Source organism: Ligilactobacillus equi DSM 15833 = JCM 10991, assembly GCF_001435735.1.
GTDB classification, from domain to species: domain Bacteria; phylum Bacillota; class Bacilli; order Lactobacillales; family Lactobacillaceae; genus Ligilactobacillus; species Ligilactobacillus equi.
Genome location: NZ_AZFH01000001.1, coordinates 30,798 through 55,931, shown reverse-complemented (window position 1 = coordinate 55,931; position 25,134 = coordinate 30,798). Strand labels below are relative to the sequence as shown.

The 25,134-nt window shown below is 39.8% G+C and carries 23 protein-coding genes; 20 read left to right on the top strand and 3 right to left on the bottom strand.

The features are described from left to right. Positions 1 to 9: 9 nt before the first annotated feature. The 5 genes from glnA (at position 10) to holA (ending at position 6,002) form a co-directional block, all read left to right on the top strand. Entirely contained in the window at positions 10 to 1,353 is a 1,344-nt protein-coding gene (gene glnA, locus FC36_RS00290) for a type I glutamate--ammonia ligase (protein WP_023858901.1), read from the top strand. A gap of 114 nt (positions 1,354 to 1,467) precedes the next feature. Then, positions 1,468 to 2,190 (top strand): helix-hairpin-helix domain-containing protein, encoded by a 723-nt coding sequence (locus FC36_RS00285; protein WP_025020256.1) that lies wholly within the window; start codon positions 1,468 to 1,470, stop codon positions 2,188 to 2,190. A gap of 39 nt (positions 2,191 to 2,229) precedes the next feature. After that, positions 2,230 to 2,703, top strand: a complete 474-nt coding sequence (locus tag FC36_RS00280; protein ID WP_035187701.1) for a ComE operon protein 2 — start codon at positions 2,230 to 2,232, stop codon at positions 2,701 to 2,703. Positions 2,704 to 2,712: 9 nt separating this feature from the next. Further along, on the top strand, positions 2,713 to 4,938 hold the full coding sequence (locus tag FC36_RS00275; protein WP_056986643.1) for a DNA internalization-related competence protein ComEC/Rec2: 2,226 nt from the start codon (positions 2,713 to 2,715) through the stop codon (positions 4,936 to 4,938). Between the two features lie 32 nt (positions 4,939 to 4,970). Beyond that, positions 4,971 to 6,002 (top strand): DNA polymerase III subunit delta, encoded by a 1,032-nt coding sequence (gene holA, locus FC36_RS00270; protein WP_023858897.1) that lies wholly within the window; start codon positions 4,971 to 4,973, stop codon positions 6,000 to 6,002. A 38-nt stretch (positions 6,003 to 6,040) separates the two neighbouring features. On the opposite strand, the gene rpsT is transcribed toward holA, so the two are convergent. Further along, on the bottom strand, positions 6,041 to 6,295 hold the full coding sequence (gene rpsT / locus FC36_RS00265; protein WP_023858896.1) for a 30S ribosomal protein S20: 255 nt from the start codon (positions 6,293 to 6,295) through the stop codon (positions 6,041 to 6,043). Between the two features lie 277 nt (positions 6,296 to 6,572). On the opposite strand from rpsT, the gene rpsO reads away from it, so the two are divergent. The 10 genes from rpsO (at position 6,573) to FC36_RS00215 (ending at position 18,879) form a co-directional block, all read left to right on the top strand. Further along, positions 6,573 to 6,836 carry a 30S ribosomal protein S15 gene (gene rpsO / locus FC36_RS00260; RefSeq protein WP_023858895.1) on the top strand — a complete coding sequence of 88 codons (264 nt, stop codon included), beginning with the start codon at positions 6,573 to 6,575 and terminating at the stop codon, positions 6,834 to 6,836. Between the two features lie 251 nt (positions 6,837 to 7,087). Continuing rightward, on the top strand, positions 7,088 to 7,960 hold the full coding sequence (dapA, locus tag FC36_RS00255) for a 4-hydroxy-tetrahydrodipicolinate synthase (protein WP_023858894.1): 873 nt from the start codon (positions 7,088 to 7,090) through the stop codon (positions 7,958 to 7,960). Positions 7,961 to 7,971: 11 nt separating this feature from the next. After that, positions 7,972 to 9,783, top strand: a complete 1,812-nt coding sequence (locus FC36_RS00250) for a ribonuclease J (RefSeq protein WP_023858893.1) — start codon at positions 7,972 to 7,974, stop codon at positions 9,781 to 9,783. 46 nt (positions 9,784 to 9,829) lie between these two features. Continuing rightward, positions 9,830 to 10,726, top strand: coding sequence for a hypothetical protein (locus tag FC36_RS00245; RefSeq protein ID WP_025020260.1), 897 nt, complete (start codon positions 9,830 to 9,832; stop codon positions 10,724 to 10,726). 200 nt (positions 10,727 to 10,926) lie between these two features. Beyond that, on the top strand, positions 10,927 to 12,114 hold the full coding sequence (gene tuf / locus FC36_RS00240; RefSeq protein WP_023858891.1) for an elongation factor Tu: 1,188 nt from the start codon (positions 10,927 to 10,929) through the stop codon (positions 12,112 to 12,114). A 176-nt stretch (positions 12,115 to 12,290) separates the two neighbouring features. Further along, positions 12,291 to 13,595, top strand: coding sequence for a trigger factor (gene tig / locus FC36_RS00235; RefSeq protein ID WP_025020261.1), 1,305 nt, complete (start codon positions 12,291 to 12,293; stop codon positions 13,593 to 13,595). A 133-nt stretch (positions 13,596 to 13,728) separates the two neighbouring features. Further along, positions 13,729 to 14,958: an ATP-dependent Clp protease ATP-binding subunit ClpX gene (gene clpX, locus FC36_RS00230; RefSeq protein ID WP_025020262.1), complete on the top strand. Its 1,230-nt coding sequence runs from the start codon at positions 13,729 to 13,731 to the stop codon at positions 14,956 to 14,958. A 78-nt stretch (positions 14,959 to 15,036) separates the two neighbouring features. Next, on the top strand, positions 15,037 to 16,458 hold the full coding sequence (gnd, locus tag FC36_RS00225) for an NADP-dependent phosphogluconate dehydrogenase (protein WP_025020263.1): 1,422 nt from the start codon (positions 15,037 to 15,039) through the stop codon (positions 16,456 to 16,458). 206 nt (positions 16,459 to 16,664) lie between these two features. Further along, the gene (locus FC36_RS00220; RefSeq protein ID WP_023858887.1) at positions 16,665 to 17,351 is read left to right on the top strand and encodes a response regulator transcription factor; all 687 of its coding nucleotides are present in this window, start codon (positions 16,665 to 16,667) and stop codon (positions 17,349 to 17,351) included. Positions 17,352 to 17,373: 22 nt separating this feature from the next. After that, positions 17,374 to 18,879, top strand: coding sequence for a sensor histidine kinase (locus tag FC36_RS00215; protein ID WP_025020264.1), 1,506 nt, complete (start codon positions 17,374 to 17,376; stop codon positions 18,877 to 18,879). Between the two features lie 190 nt (positions 18,880 to 19,069). Here the strand turns inward: FC36_RS00215 and yidC are convergent, their stop codons facing one another. Together yidC and FC36_RS00205 are read right to left on the bottom strand one after the other, a co-directional pair. Then, entirely contained in the window at positions 19,070 to 20,008 is a 939-nt protein-coding gene (yidC, locus tag FC36_RS00210) for a membrane protein insertase YidC (protein ID WP_023858885.1), read from the bottom strand. 86 nt (positions 20,009 to 20,094) lie between these two features. Then, positions 20,095 to 20,379, bottom strand: coding sequence for an acylphosphatase (locus tag FC36_RS00205; RefSeq protein WP_023858884.1), 285 nt, complete (start codon positions 20,377 to 20,379; stop codon positions 20,095 to 20,097). A 109-nt stretch (positions 20,380 to 20,488) separates the two neighbouring features. Here FC36_RS00205 and FC36_RS00200 point away from each other — a divergent pair, with 109 nt between their 5' ends. The 5 genes from FC36_RS00200 to FC36_RS00180 all read left to right on the top strand — a co-directional run bounded on the left by FC36_RS00200 (position 20,489) and on the right by FC36_RS00180 (position 25,133). Beyond that, positions 20,489 to 21,649, top strand: coding sequence for a hydroxymethylglutaryl-CoA synthase (locus FC36_RS00200; protein WP_023858883.1), 1,161 nt, complete (start codon positions 20,489 to 20,491; stop codon positions 21,647 to 21,649). An 81-nt stretch (positions 21,650 to 21,730) separates the two neighbouring features. After that, positions 21,731 to 22,603: a hypothetical protein gene (locus tag FC36_RS00195; protein WP_023858882.1), complete on the top strand. Its 873-nt coding sequence runs from the start codon at positions 21,731 to 21,733 to the stop codon at positions 22,601 to 22,603. Positions 22,604 to 22,613: 10 nt separating this feature from the next. After that, the gene (locus FC36_RS00190) at positions 22,614 to 23,597 is read left to right on the top strand and encodes a hypothetical protein (protein ID WP_025020265.1); all 984 of its coding nucleotides are present in this window, start codon (positions 22,614 to 22,616) and stop codon (positions 23,595 to 23,597) included. Between the two features lie 17 nt (positions 23,598 to 23,614). After that, on the top strand, positions 23,615 to 24,067 hold the full coding sequence (locus FC36_RS00185) for a hypothetical protein (protein ID WP_025020266.1): 453 nt from the start codon (positions 23,615 to 23,617) through the stop codon (positions 24,065 to 24,067). Positions 24,068 to 24,071: 4 nt separating this feature from the next. Continuing rightward, the gene (locus FC36_RS00180) at positions 24,072 to 25,133 is read left to right on the top strand and encodes a M24 family metallopeptidase (RefSeq protein ID WP_025020267.1); all 1,062 of its coding nucleotides are present in this window, start codon (positions 24,072 to 24,074) and stop codon (positions 25,131 to 25,133) included. Position 25,134: the final 1 nt, after the last annotated feature.

Below are 25,134 nucleotides of genomic sequence, written 5' to 3'. Positions count from 1 at the left end.
GCAATTATAATGGCAAAGAAAGTTTTTACTAAGGACGAGATTCGTCAAGATGTTAAGGAGAAACATGTTAAATTCCTACGGTTAATGTTTACTGACCTTTATGGAACGATTAAAAATGTGGAAGTACCTATCAGTCAATTAGACAAGGTCTTGGATAACAAAATGATGTTTGATGGTTCTTCGATTGACGGTTTTGTTCGGATTGAAGAAAGTGATATGTGGTTATACCCTGATCTTTCCACATGGATGATTTTCCCATGGGGAAACGAACATGGAACAGTGGCGCGCTTAATTTGTGAAGTTTACAATGCGGATCGCACACCGTTTTATGGGGATCCGCGGAATAACTTAATCCGTATTTTAGATGAAATGAAAGAATTAGGTTTCACGGACTTTAATATCGGACCTGAACCAGAATTCTTCTTATTTAAGATGGATGAAACTACCGGTCGTCCAACGACCCACTTAAATGACAAGGGGAGCTATTTTGACTTGGCTCCGATTGACTTGGGAGAAAACTGCCGGCGTGATATCGTCTTAGAATTAGAAAAACTTGGCTTTGATGTGGAAGCTTCCCACCACGAAGTCGCTCCTGGCCAACATGAAGTTGACTTTAAATATGCAGACGCCTTGACTGCATGTGACAATATCCAAACCTTTAAATTGGTTGTGAAAACTGTGGCGCGTAAGCACGGTTTACATGCAACCTTTATGCCCAAACCTTTGGAAAGAATCAATGGTTCTGGGATGCACTTAAATATGTCCTTATTTAATAAGGACGGTAATGCTTTCTTTGATGAAAATGGCGACGAACAATTATCAGATAATGCCCGTCATTTCTTAGCAGGGGTGTTGAAGCACGCCCGTAGTTACACAGCTTTGATGAATCCATTGGTGAACTCCTACAAGCGTTTAGTGCCTGGCTACGAAGCACCAGTTTACGTAGCTTGGTCTGGTCACAACCGTTCTCCATTAGTGCGGGTTCCTGTTGCTCGTGGTGCTTCTACCCGTTTGGAATTACGTTCCGTAGATCCATCTGCTAACCCATACTTAGCTGTGGCCGCTGTTTTAGCCGCTGGGTTAGATGGGTTAAAGAACAAATTAGAAGCACCATCACCGGTAGACCGCAACATCTACTCCATGACTCAAGAAGAACGGGAAGCCAACAACATTGCCGACTTGCCATCAACCTTACACAATGCCTTAAAGGAATTGCGTACTGATGATGTGATTAAGGAAGCTATGGGGCCTCACTTGTACTCGAACTTTATGGAAGCTAAGCGTCTGGAGTGGGATGCTTATCGGTTAGAAGTTTCCCAATGGGAACTTGACCAATATCTCGAAATGTACTAAAAGTAATGGAAACCTAGTCGTAACATGACGACTAGGTTTTTTTGTGCAAAAAATTGACTTTTTTGTCAAAAAATAATTTTTTTTGCGTATTTAATATATAGAGGGGGTGTTTTAATGGAAGAACTCAAAAGTAAAATTTGGGAATTTTGGCAAGCTAAGAAGTTACCGCTAATCTTAGGACTCAGTGCTATTTTCTTAGTTGGCGGATGGTTTTATCTGATTCGGAGCCCTGCGGAGAGCACGGATTATAGTCTCGCTTCAGCACAGACTGAGACATGGGGTGCTAGCGCAGAAACTAGCGTGTCAAGTTTGTCTTCAAATTCCGCTTTTCCTGTTAGTAGTGAGGTGACAGAAAGGAAAATGATTTATGTTGACGTGAAGGGGGCGGTTAAAAAGCCTGGTGTTTATAGGCTTTCGAATCTGGCTCGAGTGAGTGACGCGGTAGCCAAAGCTGGCGGGGCTACGAAGGACGCATGGTTAGATCAAGTAAATTTAGCCTATCATTTAGAAGATGAGATGTTGATTTATGTACCGACTAATGGGCAAACGGATTTGCCGGATTCGCAGGCCTTAGTGGGGCAAAATCAAGCTAATTTAGCGACAAGTAATACGGATAAAAGTAGTAATGCTAGTGATCAAACAGGTGATAAGATTAATTTGAATACTGCAAGTAAGGAACAATTAATGACTTTAAGTGGCATTGGTGATAAAAGAGCTGATGATATTATTGCTTATCGGCAAGAAAACGGGGGCTTTAAGAGCCTGGAAGATTTACAAAATGTGAGTGGTATCGGTGAAAAAACCTATGCGAAATTGGCCTCACAATTAGTAATCTAAGGGAAGTATGTTATACTTAGAAAAAACGGGGTGAAAATAATGCAAGAAAGAATTCCTTGGAATCAATATTTTATGCTACAGGCCAGTATTTTATCCATGCGCAGTACCTGTCAACGTTTAGCCGTAGGGGCGATTTTGGTACGTGACCAAAGAGTAATTGCTGGTGGCTACAATGGGGCGGTTTCGGGTGATGACCACTGTATTGATGTGGGGTGTTACATGGTAGATGGTCACTGTCAAAGAACCATCCATGCTGAAATGAACGCCGTTTTACAGTGTGCTAAGTTTGGAATTCCTACTAACGGGGCCGAAGTTTACGTGACAGATTTTCCTTGTTTGCAATGTACCAAGATGCTCTTACAAGCCGGAATTACCAAAATCCACTATTTAAGAAATTATCACAATGATTCTTACGCAATGCAGTTATTACAAAAGAAAAAGGTAACTGTGCAACAAGTTAAAATTGATGACCAATATCTAGAAGATGTTGGTCAGATTACCCAAGAAAATTAGGTAAACTAGATGCGCTGTTTTTTTAGCGCAGTTACCGCAATTATTACCTGTTTTTTCGTGATTAAGCCCCACCTCTTAATCGGGGTGATTGCCTTATTGTGGGGATTACGCGTGTTAGCTACTCGTGATAAAAAAATCATTTTGCTAGTTACGGTGACCGCTGTGGTCTTTTTAGGTGTAGGCTGGCAAGAAAAACGAACCGTTCAAAGTCAAACACCACGGGAAGTCCAAAAGTGCCAGGGAACCATTCGGGTCTATGCCGATGGGGTCAAAGTTAACGGTGACTTAGCGACTTTTACGGGGGTTTGGTTAGAGAAAAAACAAAAGGTGCAACTGTACCTTTACTTGAAACAAAAATCCCAGCAGTTAGCATTAAAGAAACTAGCTAAAGGTGGGAGGTACGCTTTTACTGGTCAAGTCCAAGCTTTTAGCCCTCCTACCAATGAAAATCAATTCGATTATCAATTTTTTATGCGTAGTAAGCAAACGTATCTTAGTTTACGGGCGGATAAATTGAGACGGGTGGGTGATTTAAAGGAAAGGGGATTAACGTTAGCCACCATCCATGCTTGGCGACAAAAGAGTGCCTTGGCTTTACAAAAGCTACCGCAACCCCTGAGTTCCTTTGCTCAGTTGCTCTTAATTGGGAGTAGTGAGGTTGAATTTCAGACCACCCTTAATCAAATCAAGAAATTGGGACTTTTGTATCTCTTTTGTCTTTCTGGGATGCATGTTTTTTACGTGGTAGGGTTCTTGCGCACTCTAGCGAAATTTTTCCGGCTAAAGCCAGGGTTAGAAAATCTCCTATTAGTCGTGATGTTGCCTTTTTACGCTTTGTTAGCGGGAGCTTCAACTAGTCTTTTAAGAGCAGTGGGGATGGTATGGTTCCGGAGTTTAAGTCAGCTGGGATCTAGAAAATTATCACGGCTAGAAGCCTGGAGCTTAGTTGGTTTGCTAACTTGTCTTTGGCGTCCATTAAGTGTCTTTAATCTAGGAGCCCAAATGAGTTATCTTCTAACTTTACTATTAATTGTGGTCCCTGATAAAGTGGCCTGGCGGCAAAATTTAATGCTTAACTTATTTTCGATTCCCTTACTCTTATATAGTAGCTATCAATATAGTTTGTGGACAATTTTGTTGAGTTGGTTATTTGGACCGCTGTTTACCTACGGAATCTTACCGACAGTGCTCTTGGGAACTTTTCTACAACCAATACGCTCCTTTAGTAATCGTCTTTTGTGGGCTTTATGTCAATTATTTGCCAGATTAGATCAGCATGCGGGGTTAGTGACCTATGGTAAGCCTGCCTTAATTAGTGTTTGCCTTGTCCTGTTCATGCTGCTATTATTAAAAGTGCATCCTCATAAGCACTATTATCGCTGGTGCATACTTCTAGTTGTGAGTTTAAACTTTATGTGGTTGCACTATCCTTGGCACGGAGAAATTGTTTACTTTGATATTGGTCAAGGTGATTGTACTTTGATACGCACAGCTCGTAATCGGCAAGTTATTTTAGTCGATACCGGTGGTAAGGTGTCTTTTCAAAAAGAAACTTGGCAGACCCGGCAAAGTAAAACCAATGGTCAAACTGTAGTGGCTAATTATTTGTTGAGTAAAGGAATCAATCATATCGATGATTTAATTTTAACTCATCAGGACACTGATCATGTAGGGAACTTTCCTAGTATCAGCCAAGAAATCAAGGTGAAGCAAGTTTGGATTCCGGCTGGTATGGAGCAGAGCTCTTCTTTTCAGCGGCGCTTAGTGGCCAGTCGGATTCAGCCTACACAAGTCAAAGGTATCACGACTCAGCATCATTCTGGGTGGCCGGCTAATTTATCCTTATTACATCCTTTCCAACCAGGTAAAGGGAGTAATGAAGACTCTATTGCCTTTATTTACCGCTATTATGGGATTAATTGCTGGTTTTCTGGTGATTTAGACCGTAATGGTGAAAAGCAAATTTTACAGCAGCATCCTACTTTACGGGCCCAGATTTTAAAAACTGGTCACCATGGGAGTAAGACTGCTACAGATCCGAGTTTAGTTGCGGCTTTGCAACCTAAATTAGCGGTCATTTCGGCTGGCCGGAATAATCGTTATGGTCACCCCAACCAAGAAACCTTGGCAACTTTAAAAAATTATGGGGTGCCTTACTTAAATACTGCTCATAGCGGAATGATTAGTTTACGAATAGTAAAGGGTCGACCACAAGTAAGCACTTATATAAAGTAATGAATAAGTAGAAAAATTGAAGGAGGCTTTTGATGAAAGTTTGGGAATTAGCATCAGTGTTGCCAAAAGGTTCCTTGGCACCGGTGTATTTAATCTTAGGCCAAGAAGAATACTTGGCGCAAAGGGCCTATCAACTATTAATGCAGACTATCCCGGAAGAAGAACAAGATTTAAATATCGGTCAATACGACATGGAAGTTACACCGCTTTCTGAGGCAGTCAACGATGCCATGTCCATTCCTTTTTTTGGGGAACGCCGGCTCGTCTTTATTAACCGACCTTATTTTTTGACCGGGGAAAATAAAAAGGTTCCTTTTGAACAAGATATTGACAGTTTAGTCAAGTACTTACAACAACCAGAAGAGACCACAACTCTAGTCATTATGGCACCTTATGCGAAATTAGATGAGCGTAAAAAGGTTACTAAGGTTTTAAAAAAGCAAGCTGTCTTGATTGATGTTAATCCTTTACAAGAAAATGAAGTACGGAACTATTTGGATAATGAATTAATGCAAGCTGGTTATCAGATGCAACCGGTCGCTTTTCAAAGTCTCTTAGAAAGAACTGATGCTAAATTATCTTTGATTATGGCCGAGTTGCCTAAATTATTCTTGTTAGCCCAGGACGATAAGCTTATCACCCAGGATCAAGTTGAACGGATGGTCAGCCGCTCTCTCGAGCAAACTGTCTTTGACTTGGTAGAATTTGTCTTGCAAAAGCGCCTACAAGATGCTTTGACTCTATATCATGATTTGCTTTTACAAAAGGAAGAACCGCTCAAAATTAATGCAATTTTATTGGGACAATTTCGACTATTACTGCAGACGGCCGTTTTAAAGCGGAGTAATTATGACCAAGGTAGTATTGCTTCTTCCTTAAAAGTCCACCCATATCGGGTTAGTCTTGCCTTAAAAAAACTTCGCTACTTTCGAGTAGGAGATTTAAAACGGGCTTATTTAGGTTTAGTTGGTATTGAAGAACAGTTGAAATCAACTAATCAAGATCCAGAATTACTATTCCAACTGTTCTTATTAAAATACACCAATCAAAAGCAAAGCGCATAAAAAATCCCTTGCCCAACGGCAAGGGATTTTTAAGCTTATTATTTAGCTAAGCGAGCAGCCATGCGTGACTTGTCACGAGCAGCCTTGTTAGCCTTGATTAAACCTTTTGATTGTGCTTTATCAACAGCTGATACGGCTTGGTTGAATAATTCTTCAACGTTGTCGGCACCTGCAGTTTTAGCTTTTTCGAATTTCTTGATAGCAGTACGCATTTTGCTTAATTGAGCAGAATTCTTAGCGTTAGCTTTTTCGTTTGTGCGTACACGTTCGATAGCTGATTTGATGATTGGCATTAATTTCACCTCCAAGTTATGATTCCATTTTCGGTCTCACATAATTTCAACATAAATCATTATACAAGAGGCCCGCAAACATTGCAATAAAAAAATTCGGGAACTGTCAAGAAAATTTCCTTGACAGTAATTGTATAAAAAAGTTCTTGCATTTAAAGTGGAAAAACGTTACACTAAACTGGTATTAAAAATACAAACCATTAACTTAGTTTAACGACGACACCGACGTTTTACCCGGTTGATGGCAATTATTTATTTGAAAGGTGGATTTCCCATAATGGAAAACATGACTAAAACAGAAATTATGCAAAAATACGCACGTCACGAAGGCGACACAGGTTCAGCTGAAGTTCAAATCGCTGTCTTGACTGCAGATATCAACAAGTTGAACGAACACATTCGTCAACACAAGAAAGACCACGCTTCACAACGTGGTTTGATGAAGAAAATCGGTCACCGTCGTAACTTGTTAGCTTACTTACGTAAGACTGACGTACAACGTTACCGTGAATTAATTAAGAGCTTAGGCTTACGTCGTTAATTCACTGGGAGGGACTTTCCTTTAGGGAAGGTTCCTCTTTTTTTGTGATAAAATCGAAAAATCAGCCAAACTATGATATAATTAATACTCAATGTAACAGTTAAAAAATAGGGTGCTTTGAAAGGTCACACAAACGATTAGAAGGTTTCTTCAATTACTCGCTCATTACCGTCAAAATGACGGGAAGTTGATTTAATGCTTCTTTGTTTAAGGGGACTTTTAAAGTATTCCCATGAGGAAAGGTTGATAATATGGATTTTACACAAGCCAAGGTCGTTACCGCAATGGTAACGCCATTTGATGATGATAATCAGGTGAGTTTTTCCCGATTAGAAAAATTAATTAATTATTTGATTGCCACAGGCAGTCAAGGAATCTTAGTTAATGGGACAACAGGTGAAGGCCCCACCTTAAGTCACGCTGAAAAGATAGCTTTGATTGAAGCAACGGTCAAGTACGTTGCAGGACGGGTTCCGGTGATGGTTGGAACGGGGAGTAATGCTACGGCGCAAACGCTCGAATTTACCCATGAAGTAAGTCAAATTTCTGGGGTTGACGCAGTTTTAGTTGTGGTACCTTACTACAATAAACCTAACCAAGCCGGCATGTTAGCTCATTTTACTGCAGTAGCTGATGCAAGTAACTTGCCAGTCTTTATTTATAATATTCCTGGTCGGACTGGAGTTAAGATGGAAGTTGAAACGGTCGTTACTTTGGCCAAGCATCCTCGAATCGCGGGGATTAAGAGTTGTACAGGGGTAGAGGATTTAGCCTTGTTGGTAGAAGAAACGCCAGCAGATTTTCTTGTTTACTCGGGTGAAGATGCAGAAAGTTTAGCAGCAGCGGCGATTGGTGCACAAGGAATCATTTCCGTGGCGAGTCATATATATGGCTCTGAAATGGTGCAAATGTATGCAGCTTATGCCGCAAGGGAAAATGAGGTAGCGGCGCGTTTAATGCGGCAATTAACACCGAAAATGAAGTTGCTTTTCTCATATCCGTCACCAACACCGGTAAAAGCAGTCTTAAATCGATTGGAAATACCAGTGGGGAAAACACGTTTGCCTTTAGTAGATTTGACGGATGAACAAGCACAAAAGTTGATGCTTGACTTAGGATTATAAGAGGAAGTAAAATGAGCACAATAAAAATTGTCCCACTTGGCGGGGTGCGAGAAAACGCCAAGAACATGTATGCCGTCGAAATTGACGACCGAATTTTCATCTTAGATTGCGGGTTAAAATACCCTGAAAACGAACTTTTAGGGATTGATATTGTGATTCCTGATTTTGAATACTTGAAGCAAAATAAACGTCGTATTGTCGGGGTTTTCTTAACGCACGGCCACGCCGATGCTATTGGGGCCTTACCATACTTTGTTTCAGAGTTTAACGTTCCAGTCTTTGGTTCTGAATTAACTTTAGCTTTGGCCAAAATTTACTGTGAAAATGAAGGACTAACTAAGAAGTTCGGAGATTTTCATGTGATTAATGCGGAAACTGAGATTGAATTTGGTGATGTGATTGTTTCTTTCTTTAAGACGAGCCATTCGATTCCTGAATCCTTAGGGATTGTTTTGAAGACAGACGAAGGTAACATTGTTTACACTGGTGACTTTAAGTTTGACCAAACTGCGGCAAAGGGTTACCAAACTGACTTAGGGCGCTTAGCCCAAATTGGTCAAGAAGGCGTGTTAGCGCTTTTGTCTGATTCTGCCAACGCTGATAACCCGACCGAAATTGCTAATGAACAAGAAGTTTACAATTTCATTAGTGAAACTTTCGAATACCGTCCAGGACGAATCGTAGTCGCCTGTGTCGCTTCCAATATTTTGCGGGTGCAACAAATTTTAAATGCAGCTGCGGAAAATGAACGTAAGGTGGCTTTAACCGGGCATGATATCGAAAAGATTGTGCGTACAGCTATGCAAAGAAAGAAACTAACTTTGCCAAGCGATGATTTATTGATTGATATTAATAAGATTGATGACTACGCGGATGATGAATTGGTAATCTTGGAGACTGGTCGTTCGGGTGAACCACTCAAATCTTTACAGAAAATGGCTTTGGGTCGTCACCGTTATGTCAACTTACATGAAGGCGACCAAGTTTTGATTACGACCACGCCATCGCATGCCATGGATACCGCCATGGCTCGAACACGGGACTTAATTTACCGCTCTGGGGCCGATGTGCGTTCGATTTCCGAAGAATTCAATACTTCTGGTCACGCTAGTCGTAATGATTTACAGTTACTGATGAACTTGTTGAAGCCAGAATATGTCTTTCCAATTCAAGGGGAATATCGTTTGATGGCGGCTAATGGTCGTCACGCTCAAGAATTGGGAATTCCAGCCGAAAATGTTTTTCTCCTAAACAAGGGAGATGTGGCCGAATATACTAATGGCAAGATGTTAGTCGCTTCTTCCGTTGAAGTCGGGGATACAATGATTGACGGAATTGGGGTCGGTGATATTGGTAATATTGTTTTACGGGACCGGAAGATTCTTTCAGAAGATGGAATTTTTGTGGCTGTGGTAACCATCGATCGACGCAAAAAGAAGATTGTTGATACACCTAAATTGACTTCAAGAGGCTTTGTTTATGTGAAAACTAGTCGTGATCTAATGACGGAAGCCAGTGAAATTGTCAAAAAAGCTGTGCAATCTAATTTAGATAACAAGGAATTTGATTGGTCTCACTTAAAGCAGGATGTACGTGAGCAATTGAACCGGTTCTTATATGAACAAACTAAACGGCGTCCAGTAATCTTGCCAGTCATTATGGAAATTAACCAGTACCGTAACTTTGGCAAGAAAAATAGCAAGAATAACTTGGAAAGTAAGAAAAATTCCAAGATAAAAGCTAGCAAAAAAAGTATGAAAAAATCAGCCAAAGATAAAAATAAACAAGTTAAGCCCAACCGAAGTGTTAATAAGCGGGTTTAAAGTAAGTAGCTCCTAACTCAGGAGCTATTTTAAATTGGAGGAAAAAATGGATGGATTGAACGCTCGAGCCCAGGCAGCTTTGAAAGCCCAAAATTATCTACAAGCCAGTCAATTATATGCGGAACTCTATGCTAAGAAGCCCAGTTTTCGCCATAACTACCAGTTGATGGAGAGTCTTTATTTGGCTCAAGAGTATGCCCAGGCCTTTGAAATTAGTCAAGAACGCCTACAGGATTATTTGGCGGATAATGAGTTTTTGCCACGCTTTTTGAAGGTGGCAGTCGCTGCCCAACGGAATCTTTGGTTAGATATTTTATTCGCTAGTCTTAAACCTTATTTAACAGCTACTGAAGAAAGTATGTGGCAAAAAACAGTGGCTCGAAGTCGGGGTGAATTTTCTGCATCCTATCAAAGTCAACATACTACAGTGATGAAGCAACTACAATATTTGGGAGCGGAAGATATCTTTGAACAACGTGCAAGTTTACAAGCTGCGCAAAAATTAACAGGGAGCGAATTTATTGAAGCAACAAAAGGTGCACTTAGCGATTGCAACGTGGCTACCTTAATCCGGATTGAGATTTTACGTAGCTTGGTTGAACTGCAAAGTAAGCAATCAGTTAAATTTTTAACCGTGACGGGCGGCGAAAGTGAGCTGCTACCGGCAGAACTCCCTATGTTGGAGGGAATTTCTGATTATCAAGCTTTAGCCCAGCAAATTCAAAGTAGGCTTAGTCAAAAAGGTCAGAACTATCTTTGGCAAATTTTAAATCTTAAGTTGTTATTGCTGTGGCCCGAAATTGTGCAGCAAAAAATTACTTGGTTAGACCAGGCCGAAAAAGCCCTCGCGATTCTGTTGCCCGAGGAAGAAAAAATTCAGATGGAAAGTGACTTGAAACTAGCACTTTTACTTGAGAAAACACTTACAGAGTGGGAAAAATAAATTTTTTCAAAAAAAGAAGCTTTTTCTGTTTACAAAAGGAGCGAAGGTCTATATAATAATTCAAGGAAAACTTACTTAGTAATAAATTTCTCTAAACAATTTTGTTGGAATTTAGCTAGGAAAGTAGTATAATAAAATCAAAGAATTATCGGCAATTTAATTGCAGGTTATTCTTGCAAAATATCAGGAGGTTCGTTTTAATGGCAAAAGAACATTACGAAAGAACAAAACCCCACGTTAACATTGGTACTATTGGCCACGTTGACCACGGTAAAACTACATTAACTGCAGCTATCACTAAGGTGTTATCTGAAAAAGGTTTGGCTGAAGCATCTGACTACGCTTCTATTGACGCTGCTCCAGAAGAACGTGAACGTGGTATCACTATCAACACTGCTCACGTTGAATATGAAACAGAAACTCGTCACTACGCTCACATCGATGCTCCAGGACACGCTGACTACGTTAAGAACATGATCACTGGTGCCGCTCAAATGGATGGTGCAATCTTGGTTGTAGCCGCAACTGATGGTCCTATGCCACAAACTCGTGAACACATCTTATTGGCTCGTCAAGTTGGTGTTGAATACATCGTTGTGTTCTTAAACAAGTGCGACTTAGTTGACGATGAAGAATTGTTAGACTTAGTTGAAATGGAAGTTCGTGACTTATTATCAGAATACGATTTCCCTGGTGATGACATTCCTGTTGTTCGTGGTTCTGCTTTGAAAGCATTGGAAGACGATGCTGATGCAAAGGCTAAGATTCAAGAATTAATGGACATCGTTGACGAATACATCCCAACTCCAGAACGTCCAACTGACAAGCCATTCTTGATGCCTGTCGAAGACGTATTTACTATCACTGGTCGTGGTACTGTTGCTTCTGGTCGTATCGACCGTGGTACTATCGAAGTCGGTGAAGAAGTTGAAATCGTTGGTCTTAAGGACGAAGTATTGAAGACAACTGTTACAGGTGTTGAAATGTTCCGTAAGACTCTTGATAAGGGTGAAGCCGGTGACAACATCGGTGCCTTACTTCGTGGTGTTGACCGTGATCAAATCGAACGTGGTCAAGTTTTAGCTAAGCCAGGCTCAATCCAAACTCACAAGAAGTTCAAGGGTGAAGTCTACGTCTTATCTAAGGACGAAGGTGGTCGTCACACTCCATTCTTCTCAAACTACCGTCCACAATTCTACTTCCACACAACTGACGTTACTGGTGTTATCGAATTACCAGAAGGCGTTGAAATGGTTATGCCAGGGGATAACGTTACATTCACTGTTGAATTGATTGCCCCAGTTGCCATCGAAAAAGGTCTTAAGTTCACTGTTCGTGAAGGTGGCCGTACTGTTGGTGCCGGTGTGGTTTCAGAAATCGACGACTAATAGTTGTTTAAAAAAGTCCGTTTTACGGGCTTTTTTATTTTGCCTTCCAAAATAAAAGTGGTTGAAAGATGTAAAAATAGAACTGCAAATATTTACAAAAGGGCTTTTCTAGGTTAAAATTAAATAGTATGCAATTACTAAGATTGTAAAAATACAATTTTAATGGAGGAAACATAATGTCTACTAAATGGGAAAAACAAGAAGGCACTAATGAAGGTCAATTAACTTTCGAAGTGCAACCAGAAAAAATCAAGGAAGGTTTGGATATTGCGTTCAACCGGGTGAAGAAGAACTTAAACGTACCTGGCTTCCGTAAAGGTAAAGTTTCACGTCAAGTTTTCAATCGGATGTACGGTGAAGAAGCTTTATACGAAGATGCTTTGAATGCAGTTTTACCAGAAGCTTACGCTGCGGCTGTTGCTGAAGCTGATATTAAACCAGTTGACCAACCTCGTATTGATGTTGAATCAATGGAAAAAGATGCAGCTTGGGTTTTAACTGCTAAGGTGACAGTTGAACCAGAAGTTACTCTAGGTCAATACATGGACTTAGAAGTTTACCGTCAAAACACTCGTGTTTCTAAAGCTGATGTTGAAGCAGAATTGGAAAAACGTCGTAATCAGTTAGCTGAATTAGTACTTAAAGAAGATGCTGCAGCTGAAAATGGTGACACAGTGGTGATTGACTTTGAAGGTAAGGTTGATGGTGTAGCTTTTGATGGTGGTAAGAGCGAAAACTACTCACTTGAATTGGGTTCTGGTTCCTTTATCCCTGGCTTTGAAGACCAAATCGTAGGCCACAAGGCAGGCGAAACTTTCGATGTTAACGTTACTTTCCCAGAAGATTACCAAGCTGAAGATTTAGCTGGTAAGGACGCAGTCTTTGAAGTAACTGTTCACGAAGTTAAGACTAAAGAATTACCTGAATTAGACGACGAATTTGCTAAGGATGCCGACGAAGATGTTGACACTTTAGAAGAATTAAAGACTAAGATCACTGATGAATTGAAGAAACAAAAAGTTGCTGCCGCTAAAACTGCAATTCAAGATGAAGCGGTTGAATTGGCAGTGGAAAATGCTACAATTGCTGAAATTCCAGAAGCTATGATTCATGAAGACGTACACCGTCAAATGGAACAATACCTAGCTGGTATGCAACAACAAGGTATCTCACCAGAAATGTACTACCAATTAACTGGTACAACTGAAGATGACCTACACAAACAATTCGAAGATGGTGCAGAAAAGCGCGTTAAAACTAACCTTGTTTTAGAAGCTATCGTGAAGGCTGAAGGTATCGTGGCTAGCGAAGAAGAAATTGCAGCTGAAATCAAGAACTTAGCTGGTCAATTTGGTATGGAAGAAGCTGCAGTTCGCTCTGCATTATCAGACGACATGCTTCAACACGATATTGCTGTGCGTAAAGTGGTTGAAAAGATTGCTGACTCAGCAAAGCAAACTCGTAAGAAGGACGAAGAATAAAATTCTTCCCTAAAAATCACAGCGGGGCTGTCCTGCTGTGATTTTTTAAGTTAAGCAAGCTTTTTATTAGGCAATGTGACAAATATTTGTTAGAATATGCTTAACATACAAGAAGATATAAGGTGGTAAGAATATGTACGACAATCCAGATGAACAAGAAGCAGTAGTATGCTCCTTTTGTGGTAAAACTGAAGATCAAGTCAAAAGTATGATTTCCGGTCCTGGAGTTTACATTTGTAACGAATGTGTGGACTTAGCTCAGTCCATGCTTGAAACAGAAAGTCAAGAAAAAGCAACCCCATCTATGAGCGAAGTGCCAACACCCAAAGAAATTGTAGATACTTTGAACCAATATGTGATTGGGCAAGATGAAGCCAAAAAAACTTTGGCTGTAGCGGTTTACAATCACTATAAGCGTATCAATGCTAACTTAACCAGTGATGATGAAACTGAATTGCAAAAAAGTAATATTTGTTTAGTCGGGCCAACAGGTTCTGGGAAGACCTTCTTAGCTCAGAGTATGGCCAAAATTTTAAATGTGCCTTTTGCCATTGCTGATGCTACGACTTTGACCGAAGCAGGCTATGTCGGAGAAGATGTGGAAAACATCCTTTTGAAGCTTTTACAAAATGCCGATTATGATGTGGAACGTGCCCAACGGGGAATCATTTATATCGATGAAATCGATAAAATTGCTAAAAAAAGCGAAAATGTGTCTATAACTCGGGATGTTTCTGGTGAAGGGGTTCAGCAAGCTCTATTAAAAATCTTGGAAGGTACTATTGCTAATGTACCGCCTCAAGGTGGAAGAAAGCACCCCCAACAAGAATTTATTCAAATCGACACCACTAATATTTTGTTTATTGTGGGGGGAGCATTTGATGGCATTGAAACCATGGTTAAGAACCGTTTAGGAGAAAAGACCATTGGTTTTGGGACTGATAATAAGCAAGAATTTGATGAGTCTAAAAGTATTATGCAACAAATCATTTCGGAAGACTTGTTGAAGTTTGGTTTAATTCCCGAATTTATTGGACGTTTACCAATTTTAACAGCTTTAGAAAAGTTAACAGAGGCTGACTTGGTACGGATTCTAACTGAGCCACGCAATGCTCTGGTTAAGCAATACAAGAAGTTACTCGCCTTAGATGATGTGGAATTAACCTTTGAACCAGCGGCCTTAGAAGCTATGGCTAGCTTAGCTTTGGCCCGTAATACGGGGGCCCGTGGTTTACGTTCTATCATCGAAGATACCATGCGTGATGTGATGTTTGAAACACCAAGTCGTGATGATATTAAAGAAGTGGTCATCACGCCCACAACGGTTAATGAGGGGACCGCGCCAGAAGTTGTGCTCAAATAAGGCTTTACTTGAAACTATGGCAATATTATAATTAAATTTGAGTCTAAAGACTACTTAATACGCAGGAGGCAAATGCACATGGATAAACCACAAATTGGGGTTATTGGAATGGCCGTGATGGGTAAAAACCTGGCCTTAAACATTGAAAGCAGAGGATATACTGTTGCAATTTTCAACCGGACCGCTGCTAAGACGGAACAAGTGATGCAAGACCACGCTGATAAGAAGTTGGTACCTAGCTACACTTTAGAAGACTTTGTTAACTCGCTCGAAAAGCCACGTCGAATCTTATTGATGGTTAAGGCTGGGGCACCAACCGATGCCTTTATCGAAAAATTAGTGCCATTGTTGGACCAAGGTGATGTCTTAATTGATGGCGGAAATACCTACTTTGAAGATACGATTCGTCGTAATAAAGCCTTAGACAACTCTGGTATTAACTTTATCGGGATGGGTGTTTCCGGTGGGGAACTGGGCGCCCTCCAAGGTCCTTCCTTAATGCCAGGTGGTCAAAAAGATGCCTATGATTTGGTAGCGCCAATTTTAGAACAAATTTCTGCTAAGGCAGAAGATGGCAAGCCATGTGTAACCTACATTGGGCCTAACGGTGCTGGTCATTATGTCAAGATGGTTCACAACGGAATCGAGTATGGTGATATGGAATTAATTTCTGAAAGTTACAACTTATTACGGAATGTTTTAGGTTTATCTGTGGAAGAAATTTCTGACATTTTCCAAGAATGGAAACAAGGCGAATTGAGTTCTTATTTGATTGATATCACTGCAGATATCTTAACTCGTAAGGATGATTTAGGTTCAGACAAGCCGATTGTGGATATGATATTAGACCGGGCTGGTAACAAAGGAACTGGTAAGTGGTCATCACAATCTGCACTTGAATTAGGGGTGCCACAATCATTAATTACTGAATCAGTTTACGCTCGTTACATCTCAACTTTCAAGGATGAACGGGTACAAGCTAGCCAAGTATTAGCAGGTCCAGACTTCCAATTATCGGATGCCGACAAGAAGGACTTGGTTGAAAAGATTCGTCAAGCCCTTTACTTCAGTAAGATTATGTCTTATGCACAAGGGTTCGAACAATTACGAGTAGCGTCTGCTAACTACGAATGGAATTTACAATTTGGTCAATTAGCCGAAATTTGGCGTGAAGGTTGCATTATCCGAGCTCAATTCTTACAAAAGATTACGGATGCCTTTGACAAAGATAACGAATTACAAAATCTCTTGTTAGATGATTACTTCAAGGATATTGCAGCTAAATACCAAGCGGCAGTTCGTGATGTGGCAGCCTTGTCAATTAAAGCTGGGGTGGCTAGCCCAGCTTTTGCAGCAGCTATTACGTATTATGATCAATACCGTTCAGCTGTATTACCAGCTAACATGATTCAAGCTCAACGTGACTACTTTGGGGCCCACACTTATGAACGGACTGATCGTGAAGGTATGTACCACTACCCATGGTATGAAGAACAATAAGAAGTTTTTAAGGTAAAGGGACGTTTATTAAGCGTCTCTTTATTTTTTTATGAGGAGATATCTTATTATGTTCGGACGGTAAATTCTGCTTAAAATTAGGTTTTTCCCCAAATATGTATATCAAAAATAGCCAAAAAATGTTAAAATTTAATGTATAGTTTGATTAGACTGATGAAAATTTAAAAATGGAAAAGGAGCAATTATAAATGAGCAAAATTTTAATTGTCGAAGATGAAAAGAATCTTGCACGTTTTGTTGAACTTGAGTTACAACACGAAGGTTACGAAACTAAAGCCTGCAAAAATGGTCGGGAAGGGCTTGAAGCAGCTTTGGAAGAAGAATGGGATGCCATCTTGTTAGACTTAATGCTTCCAGAATTAAATGGTTTGGAAGTTTGTCGTCGTGTACGTCAAGTTAAGAATACTCCAATTATTATGATGACGGCTCGTGACTCCGTTATTGACCGTGTTTCTGGACTTGATCACGGGGCTGATGACTATATTGTGAAGCCGTTTGCAATTGAAGAACTATTAGCTCGCTTACGGGCCGTTTTACGCCGGGTTGACTTAGAAAGTGAACAAAACGCTTCTAAGCAGACAACGGTCACTTATCGTGATTTAACGATTGAAAAAGAAAATCGTGTGGTTCGTCGGGGTGATGAAATTATTGAACTGACAAAGCGTGAGTACGAATTGTTATTAGCCTTGATGGAAAATATCAACGTTGTTTTGGCTCGTGACGTTCTTTTAAAGAAAGTATGGGGTTACGAAACACAAATTGAAACTAATGTGGTGGATGTTTACATTCGTTACTTACGGAATAAGATTGATGTTCCTGGTGAAGATAGTTACATCCAAACTGTACGTGGGACTGGTTATGTTATGCGTTCCTAAATGGAAATTTGGTGATTAAGTCATGCAAAGCAATCAAGAAGAAGTCCCACTTAAGAAGTTTATGTCCTTAAAACTAAAATGGTCAGTTGGCCTAGGAACGGGTGTCTTGGTTATTTTTACAATCTTTGCTATCTTGTTGTACCAAAGTTTTGCCACTTTGCTCTTACAACAAGAAAAACAATATGCCCGTTCTGCTATTTCGACGACCGTCGTGCGGTTAGAAGCACTCAATAGTGAGCTGACCACGACTAAAGTTAAAAAAGAACTGATGGCAAATATTCAAGCCTTTACAAATGCTCGTGAGAATGAAAGTACTAAGAGTTTACCTTTTTATTCGGATTCTGTTTTTGTGAATCTGTCCCGCAAAAATATCGGGATTAGTGTTTACAATCTTTCCGGTGACGAGGTTTTTGCATCGCGGAAGGCTCAAGTTAAGTTTAATAAGAATAACGATATTCAGAGTCGTGTAATCAAGAAAAATGGTCATACCATTTATGCGACGACCGAAAAAGTTCGCTCCAAACAAACTAACCAACTTCTAGGTTATGTACAAGTGACTAACAAGCTAACTGATTATGACACCACTATGAATAAGTTGATGTTGGTCTTTATGATTTTTGGTTTGGCCGCAGCCTTGATGACGGGATTGGCATGTTACATGTTGACCAACTGGCTCTTACGTCCAGTTGATCATTTGAATGAAACAATTGAAGAAATCAAGGTGGATAAAGAAGGGGATGCTTTGGCCAAAGTGCGAGTGCCAATCTCCAGTCAAAATGATGAATTAACTCAGTTAAGTTTGATGTTTAACTCCATGTTGGATCAAATGCAAGGTTATATTGAACAACAACAGCAATTTGTCGAAGATGTTTCCCATGAATTGAGGACGCCAGTGGCAATTATTCAAGGACACTTGGATCTCTTATCACGTTGGGGGAAAGATGATCCTGAAGTGCTTGAAGAATCTATTTCTGCTTCTCTACAAGAAATTTCGCGGATGAAGAGTTTGATTCAAGAAATGTTGGATCTTTCTCGGGCTGAACAGGTGGAAATCAATTTTAAGAACGAAGAAACTGATGCCTGGGAGTTAGGGTTACAGGTTTTTAATAATTTCCGAATGATTCATCCTGATTTTACCTTTGTTTTAGATAATGACTTGAAAAAAGACACTATGGTACAAATTTATCGTAACCACTTGGAACAAATCATGATTATCCTCATGGACAATGCGGTGAAATACTCCCGTGAGCGCAAGGAAGTACATGTCTCCTTATCGCGTGATAGTAAATATGTTCAAATTGCGGTGCAAGATTTTGGAGAAGGAATTTCTGAAGAAAATCTCAAGAAAGTTTTTTCTCGCTTCTATCGAGTAGATAAAGCCCGCAGTCGTGATAAAGGGGGCAATGGACTGGGATTAGCTATTGCCCAACGTTTAGTTGAAGGTTACCATGGTAAATTAACGGTTGATAGTGTCCTTGAGCAGGGGTCTATTTTTCGAGTAACTTTACCTTTGGTGAATAAGAAATAATAACTGATATGATTTAAGAAAGCACATTTGAGAAATGTCTCAAGTGTGCTTTTATTTTGTGGGTATGTACGATTTCATTTTAGAAAAGTGCAGTGAATTAGATTCGAAAATAGCTTCAAATTATTCGATGATAGATAAATAAGTAATCAAAAAGCTCACTTTTCAAAAATGGAAAGTGAGCTTTTGGCGTCTAGCGACGGTTTTGTTTACCGGCGTTACGACGTTGATTTTGTTTTGGGTGGACACTGTTCTTGGTAGTTGTTTCCGTTACCGTCTTTTCTGTAGCCTTAATTTCTGTTCGCGCTGGGGTAGCTACTGGTTTAGGCGGATTTTTTTTCATTTCCTCTTCGATTTCCCGGCGAATGCGTGGACGCATGGCGTTGACTAAAAGGGTTTGCAAGCAAGCAATAATCCCCCCGACAAAGAAGTAGAGTCCTAAACCAGCTGGTGAGGCAAAAGTAAAAGTAGCCGTCATGATAGGGGTTAAGAACATCATGGATTTCATTTGTTGCTTTTGTTCTTCAGGAATGCCTTGCATGGACAACCAAGCTTGTAACATGTAAATCGCAAAGGTTAAGAGCACAAATGTGAAACTCCGCGAACCAAGGTTGATACCGTAGAAGTTAGTTTTAACTAATTCAGTTGAATATTGGATGGCTGCGTATAGCGCTGCAAAGATTGGCATTTGAATCAAGATTGGCAAACAGCCGATTCCGCCGGTCATAGAAATACCATTGGCTTGGTAGAGAGCCATCATTTCTTGACTGATAGCAGCTCTTTCTTCCGGAGTTTGGGCTTGTTTTTGTCGTTCTTGGATTGCTTGCATTTGCGGACGAATCCGCCCCATTTTTTCTTGTTGGATGGTAGACTTTTTCATTTGTCCCAACATTAAGGGTAATAAGCACAGGCGAACAATTAAAGTGATGATAATAATGGCCCAACCATAACTGTTACCATTACCACCCAGTAAGTTGGAAATCCATTCCAATAGATTTTGGGTAGGGACGGCCATTTTTTCGTAAATAAAGCCGTAAGGTTTACCCTCTGCTGTCCGGCGGACACAACCACTTAAAAATAAAATGATGGTCAAAAAGAGGGGGACCATAGTGAGATAACGTTTCTTTTTCATGAAAGTCTAAAAATTCCTTTCCTCTCAAAATATTCACAAACCTTACTATACTGGAAAAAGTCGGTAATTTCAACGATTATACAAAATTAACTGTAGTAATAGATAACAAAATCTTGGCGTTTTTTATCAAGCGCTAGGGGTTTTATATCAACCTGATCTACGCGCCCAGCGGGACTAGGATTGCTCTTGATGGCCGAAATAAATTGACTAACCGTTAAACTAGGTCCTTGAATTTCGATGTAAACACGACTGTCTGGGAGATTTTTAACCATCCCACTTAATTTTAACTGGTCGGCCAGCATCTTAGTCAAGTAACGAAAACCGACTCCCTGCACGTGACCATAAACGTAGAGTTGATATGCTTTTTCCATCTTGCCACCTCCTAAATTTGTAGGGCTTCTCTTACTTAAATTGTAGCACTTACCAGCAAAAAATGAGATAATAGAACTAGAAAATTTTTGAGAGGATGGAAAAATTTATATGCAAATCGGAATCGATAAAATCGGTTTTTATACCAGTAATCTTTATGTCGATATGGCTGAATTAGCTCAGGCCAGAAATGAAGAGGTCGGTAAATATTTAGTGGGGATTGGTCAAAGTAAAATGGCCGTTATCCCCCCTAGTCAAGATATTGTAACTTTAGCAGCTAATGCTGCCGCTAGAATTTTAAGTCCAATAGATAAGGAAGCCATCGATTTAGTGATTGTAGCGACTGAATCTGGTATTGATAATTCTAAGGCGGCCGCAGTCTATGTGGCTAATTTATTAGGCTTATCCCATCAAATACGAGCCGTGGAGATGAAAGAAGCTTGTTATGCAGCCACAGCAGCCTTACAGTTAGCTAAAGGTCATATTGCTTTAAATCCAAATAAGAAAGCTTTGATTATCGGTGCCGATATTGCTCGTTATGGCTTAAAAACTAAGGGCGAACCCACCCAAGGTGGTGGTGCTGTAGCGATGTTGGTAGCTAAGGACCCGCAAATTTTGGCCTTGGATGCAGAAGCAAGTTATTACAGCAAAGATATCATGGATTTTTGGCGACCTTTGGGACATAGTGAAGCTATGGTTGACGGAAAGTTTTCTACCAATGTTTACCTTGATTTCTTCAATCAGGTTTTTAGTGCTTACAGTCAGAAAACAAAACGTACGGTAGAAGATTTTGGTGCTCTTTTATTTCACTTACCTTACACCAAGCAAGGACTCAAAGGGTTACGTCAAGCAGTCGCACATGCTGATGAAGCGACCCAAGCGCGTTTGCTAGCACAATTTGAATTTGCTCGAGAATATAATCGTAATGTTGGTAACCTCTATACCGGTTCCTTATACTTGAGTTTGCTTTCTCTCTTGGAAAATAGTCAAGATTTAGTGGCGGGACAAAGGCTTGGCCTTTACAGTTACGGATCTGGGGCTCAAGCTGAGTTTTTCTCCGGAATTCTACAACCAGGTTTCCAGGATGCTTTAATTGGACATCAAGAACTTTTAGCACACAGAAAACAAGTAAGTGTGGCTGAATATGAACAGTTTTATCAAAGTGTGCTCGCAAATGAAGCTAATCGTCAGCTCGAGGTGAGTGCAGATCCAGGTCAATTTGTTTTGGCTGGAGTTAAAGACTTTAAACGCCAATACCAAAGACAAGAATAAGAAAAGTTTAAGAGTATTTTCAAGCTAGTTAAAATTGTGTAACATAGAGGTATACAGAAATAATTTAAGGGGATGTAAAGAATGGTGGATGGAAATCAGTTTGAATTGCCACAACACGACCAAGCTACTGACGATCTAACTCAGGTTTTGGTTGCAAAGATTGAATATTTAAAATCATTAGAAGATGCTGTTAAGCGGCAAGATGATCGTCTGGTTTATGAATTGATCGACACGGAACGGTATGATAAAGAAGTTGTCCAAGCACGTCATGGTCGTAAAAACCAGGGATATGACCATTTAATTAATGACAGCTATGCTTTTTTAAATGAATATTTAAGCACTAAATTGATTGCCTACTTGCGGGAAGAATATCCGTTCTTTTATTTTGAAAAGACCGATCTTGGTCAATTTCAGTTTTACTTTGGTAACTGGTGGGGCCGGCGACTTTTTGGGCAATTGGATGTATTGCATTTAGCCTTAAACTTTGACCAAGAAGAATTAGCTAAGCTTAAGGAATCTTTCGAACTTGAAGCTCAAGGTCAACGCTATAACAGTACTCGAATTCACGAATTAGCATCAGAAAACGATCGCTTACAAGCTTTAATTGATGGTCAAGATGAACGTGATGCTCAAAAGAATGAAATTCGACAAAAGATTAAAGAACTAGCGCAAGAAAAAACAAGTTTTTGGCGGTCGGGCGAACAAAAAGATGAAAAGCAAAAATTGCAAGCTCAATTAAGCGATTTAAGTGATCTTGACCAAAAAGCTAACGAAGCCTACCAAAAAATTCGTGATAATGAAAAGGTTGTTCTAGAATTATCTAAGGAAGATACCTTATTAGGTTATGAAAGAGAAAGTATCGTGACGAAATTTGGTAGTTTTGAAACTTTCCAAAAACAAGTAGCTAGTCTATATCATAACTACCTGACAAAATTAATGACGCAAAAGGGGTAGGTGAGTACAGATGACAAAAAAGCAAAAGCAAATTGATAAGAAAAAAAGTACTGGTCAAAAAGATAGTACTAAAATAGTAACGCCAACAGCCAGTGACCAACTTTTAGCTTATAGTCAACATTTAAAAGATGGGCTCAAACATGGGATGGAGTTTACCCAAATTATTGATACCTTAGTGGCAACTAAGGATTACCAAGAACTATTCAATGCCATCAGACAATTGGCGGCTTATGATTTAAATACTGCTTATGTAACTTATCCGCAACAGTATAGTAAGTCAGATTACTACCTTTTGTTCTTGAACCGTTTATCGGAATTAGCAAGAAAAAAATCGATGAATCTCCAAAGCGAAAAGGCTAAATTGGCTTTGAGCCATCAATTTCCAGGAATTGAAGACCAAAGTAATTTTGTCTTTACTAAGTTAGACCAAGCCAAGGCCTACTATACAGAAGTTCAAAGTGGGCAAGATATCTTTTATTTAGACTTTAAGGATGGAATTTTACGCTTTAATAGTGAAGCATTCACCAAACTGTTATTACAAAAGTACCAGGCTGCTGCGGTGCCCCCAAAGGTGTTGTTAAGTCTGGTGGATTATTTCTTAGACCTGGGCTTAATTTTTAAGGAACAATATGGTTTTGATGTGGACTTCAATGTCTTGGACCCTGATAACCACGGAGTCTATCCGATGATTAGTGATAAAACGCCTGAAGCCGCATTAGATCGCCTCTTTATTCAAGCACAAAAGGCTAACTATCGTTTACAAACGGATATTTATAGTCGCGCAATTTTGGAACTTAATGGGGGCATAACTTTAACTGCCTTTGATGTGGACCTGGTTGAGGAGGGCAAAGGACATCAATGGGTTTTAGGTGTAAGGGATGAAAAGCAAGAAGTTTCTTTGGTAAAACTCTTGCTTAAATATGATTTCTTACGAGACTGGTATTTGACTAATCAAGCAGAAGTGGCCATTCGTTCGGATGCCCGTTATTTTTAAATTAGGATGTGAATAATGTGGATGTATCCCAAATTTTAGTGCGAGCACGGCGACAAGAAAAAAAGAATTACCTTGTGCAAAGAGATTTTTCCGATAAAGAAATTTTAGGTCAGGCCTATATCAACTGGCAAGTTGCTCAGGCTGATTTAATTAAAGCAGTTAAAGTTGCACCTGACCAGCTTTTGGCAGCTTACGGGGAATTTTTACTGGCCTTTGCTCGCATTGCCAATCAAAGACAATGGGCATACAAATTATTGCTCGATGAAACCACAATTGCTAACTTTAAGAATAAGTGGCAAGCTCCAAGTCAAAGTAGTGTCTTTTTGATTATGAATCAATTGGTGAATAAGAGTTTTTTTAGTAATGACATGGAAGCTTTCACCCATGCTTGGCATATTATTATAAAGTTTGGTTTGGTGGAGTTGCAAATTTCCGAAACTGAGTTGGATGCGTGGATTAAAGAGGGGTGACTAGATGTATCAAACGCGCTTGAAGAAATTACGGGCTTTAATGGCCCAAATGAGTGTTGATGGTTTCTTAGTAACCAATCGCACTAATATTTATTACTTGAGTGGGTTTTTAGGTGATGATGGTTTACTTTTAATTACCGAAAAAGACCAGTATCTTATTACGGATAGCCGTTTTGAAGAACAAATTAAAAGTCAGGTGCAAGGTTATCAAGTTAAAATTACCCGCGCCTATTTGCAAGAAGCCTTAGTATGTAGTCAAAAAGATGGGGTCGTCGCGCTTGCTTTTGAAAGTGATTTAGATTATGCATCTTATGATTATTTGGATGAAAACGCTTGGTCAGATGTGGTGGCCTTAAGTGGTGTGATTCAACAATTACGTTCGGTTAAAGATACCGATGAAATCGAAAAAATTCGCCAAGCTTGTCAATTAGCGGCTCAAGGTTATGATTTTATCTTAAACCATGTACGAGCTGGAATGACAGAGATTACTTTAGCTAACGACTTGGAATACTTCATGAAACAAAAAGGAGCGAGTCAGGCTTCTTTTGAAACAATTTTGGCGAGTGGTGAAAAAACGACTTGGCCACATGGAGTTGCGGGGAATAAATTGATTCAACTAGGTGATTTAATTACATTGGATTTTGGTTTTTACAAAGACTACTACACCTCAGATGTGACCCGAACCTTTGCTTTGGGACCTCAGTCTGACGAAATTAAAAAGATCTATCAAATCGTTTTGGAAGCCAAGAATCGGACGATTGCCGCGATTAAAGCGGGGGTTAACGGACAAGAGCTTGACCAAATTGGTCGGCAATATATCGAAAGCAAAGGTTATGGTCCTTACTTTAACCATGGGATGGGGCATGGAATTGGTTTAGATATTCATGAAGGTCCGAATGTTTCTAGCCGGATTGAAGATTACTTGCAAGCTAACCAAGTTATTACCATTGAACCAGGAATTTACGTACCTGGTGTTGGTGGGGTTCGGATTGAAGATGATATTTTAGTAACTGAAAATGGTTATGAAAACTTGACAGATTTTAAGCAAGAATGGCTGGAATTGTAAA

Coding starts and splice junctions, on each gene's coding strand:
- glnA (WP_023858901.1), top strand. CDS start 10: ATGGCAAAGAAAGTTTTTACTAAGGACGAGATTCGTCAAGATGTTAAG.
- FC36_RS00285 (WP_025020256.1), top strand. CDS start 1,468: ATGGAAGAACTCAAAAGTAAAATTTGGGAATTTTGGCAAGCTAAGAAG.
- FC36_RS00280 (WP_035187701.1), top strand. CDS start 2,230: ATGCAAGAAAGAATTCCTTGGAATCAATATTTTATGCTACAGGCCAGT.
- FC36_RS00275 (WP_056986643.1), top strand. CDS start 2,713: ATGCGCTGTTTTTTTAGCGCAGTTACCGCAATTATTACCTGTTTTTTC.
- holA (WP_023858897.1), top strand. CDS start 4,971: ATGAAAGTTTGGGAATTAGCATCAGTGTTGCCAAAAGGTTCCTTGGCA.
- rpsT (WP_023858896.1), bottom strand. CDS start 6,295: ATGCCAATCATCAAATCAGCTATCGAACGTGTACGCACAAACGAAAAA.
- rpsO (WP_023858895.1), top strand. CDS start 6,573: ATGGAAAACATGACTAAAACAGAAATTATGCAAAAATACGCACGTCAC.
- dapA (WP_023858894.1), top strand. CDS start 7,088: ATGGATTTTACACAAGCCAAGGTCGTTACCGCAATGGTAACGCCATTT.
- FC36_RS00250 (WP_023858893.1), top strand. CDS start 7,972: ATGAGCACAATAAAAATTGTCCCACTTGGCGGGGTGCGAGAAAACGCC.
- FC36_RS00245 (WP_025020260.1), top strand. CDS start 9,830: ATGGATGGATTGAACGCTCGAGCCCAGGCAGCTTTGAAAGCCCAAAAT.
- tuf (WP_023858891.1), top strand. CDS start 10,927: ATGGCAAAAGAACATTACGAAAGAACAAAACCCCACGTTAACATTGGT.
- tig (WP_025020261.1), top strand. CDS start 12,291: ATGTCTACTAAATGGGAAAAACAAGAAGGCACTAATGAAGGTCAATTA.
- clpX (WP_025020262.1), top strand. CDS start 13,729: ATGTACGACAATCCAGATGAACAAGAAGCAGTAGTATGCTCCTTTTGT.
- gnd (WP_025020263.1), top strand. CDS start 15,037: ATGGATAAACCACAAATTGGGGTTATTGGAATGGCCGTGATGGGTAAA.
- FC36_RS00220 (WP_023858887.1), top strand. CDS start 16,665: ATGAGCAAAATTTTAATTGTCGAAGATGAAAAGAATCTTGCACGTTTT.
- FC36_RS00215 (WP_025020264.1), top strand. CDS start 17,374: ATGCAAAGCAATCAAGAAGAAGTCCCACTTAAGAAGTTTATGTCCTTA.
- yidC (WP_023858885.1), bottom strand. CDS start 20,008: ATGAAAAAGAAACGTTATCTCACTATGGTCCCCCTCTTTTTGACCATC.
- FC36_RS00205 (WP_023858884.1), bottom strand. CDS start 20,379: ATGGAAAAAGCATATCAACTCTACGTTTATGGTCACGTGCAGGGAGTC.
- FC36_RS00200 (WP_023858883.1), top strand. CDS start 20,489: ATGCAAATCGGAATCGATAAAATCGGTTTTTATACCAGTAATCTTTAT.
- FC36_RS00195 (WP_023858882.1), top strand. CDS start 21,731: ATGGTGGATGGAAATCAGTTTGAATTGCCACAACACGACCAAGCTACT.
- FC36_RS00190 (WP_025020265.1), top strand. CDS start 22,614: ATGACAAAAAAGCAAAAGCAAATTGATAAGAAAAAAAGTACTGGTCAA.
- FC36_RS00180 (WP_025020267.1), top strand. CDS start 24,072: ATGTATCAAACGCGCTTGAAGAAATTACGGGCTTTAATGGCCCAAATG.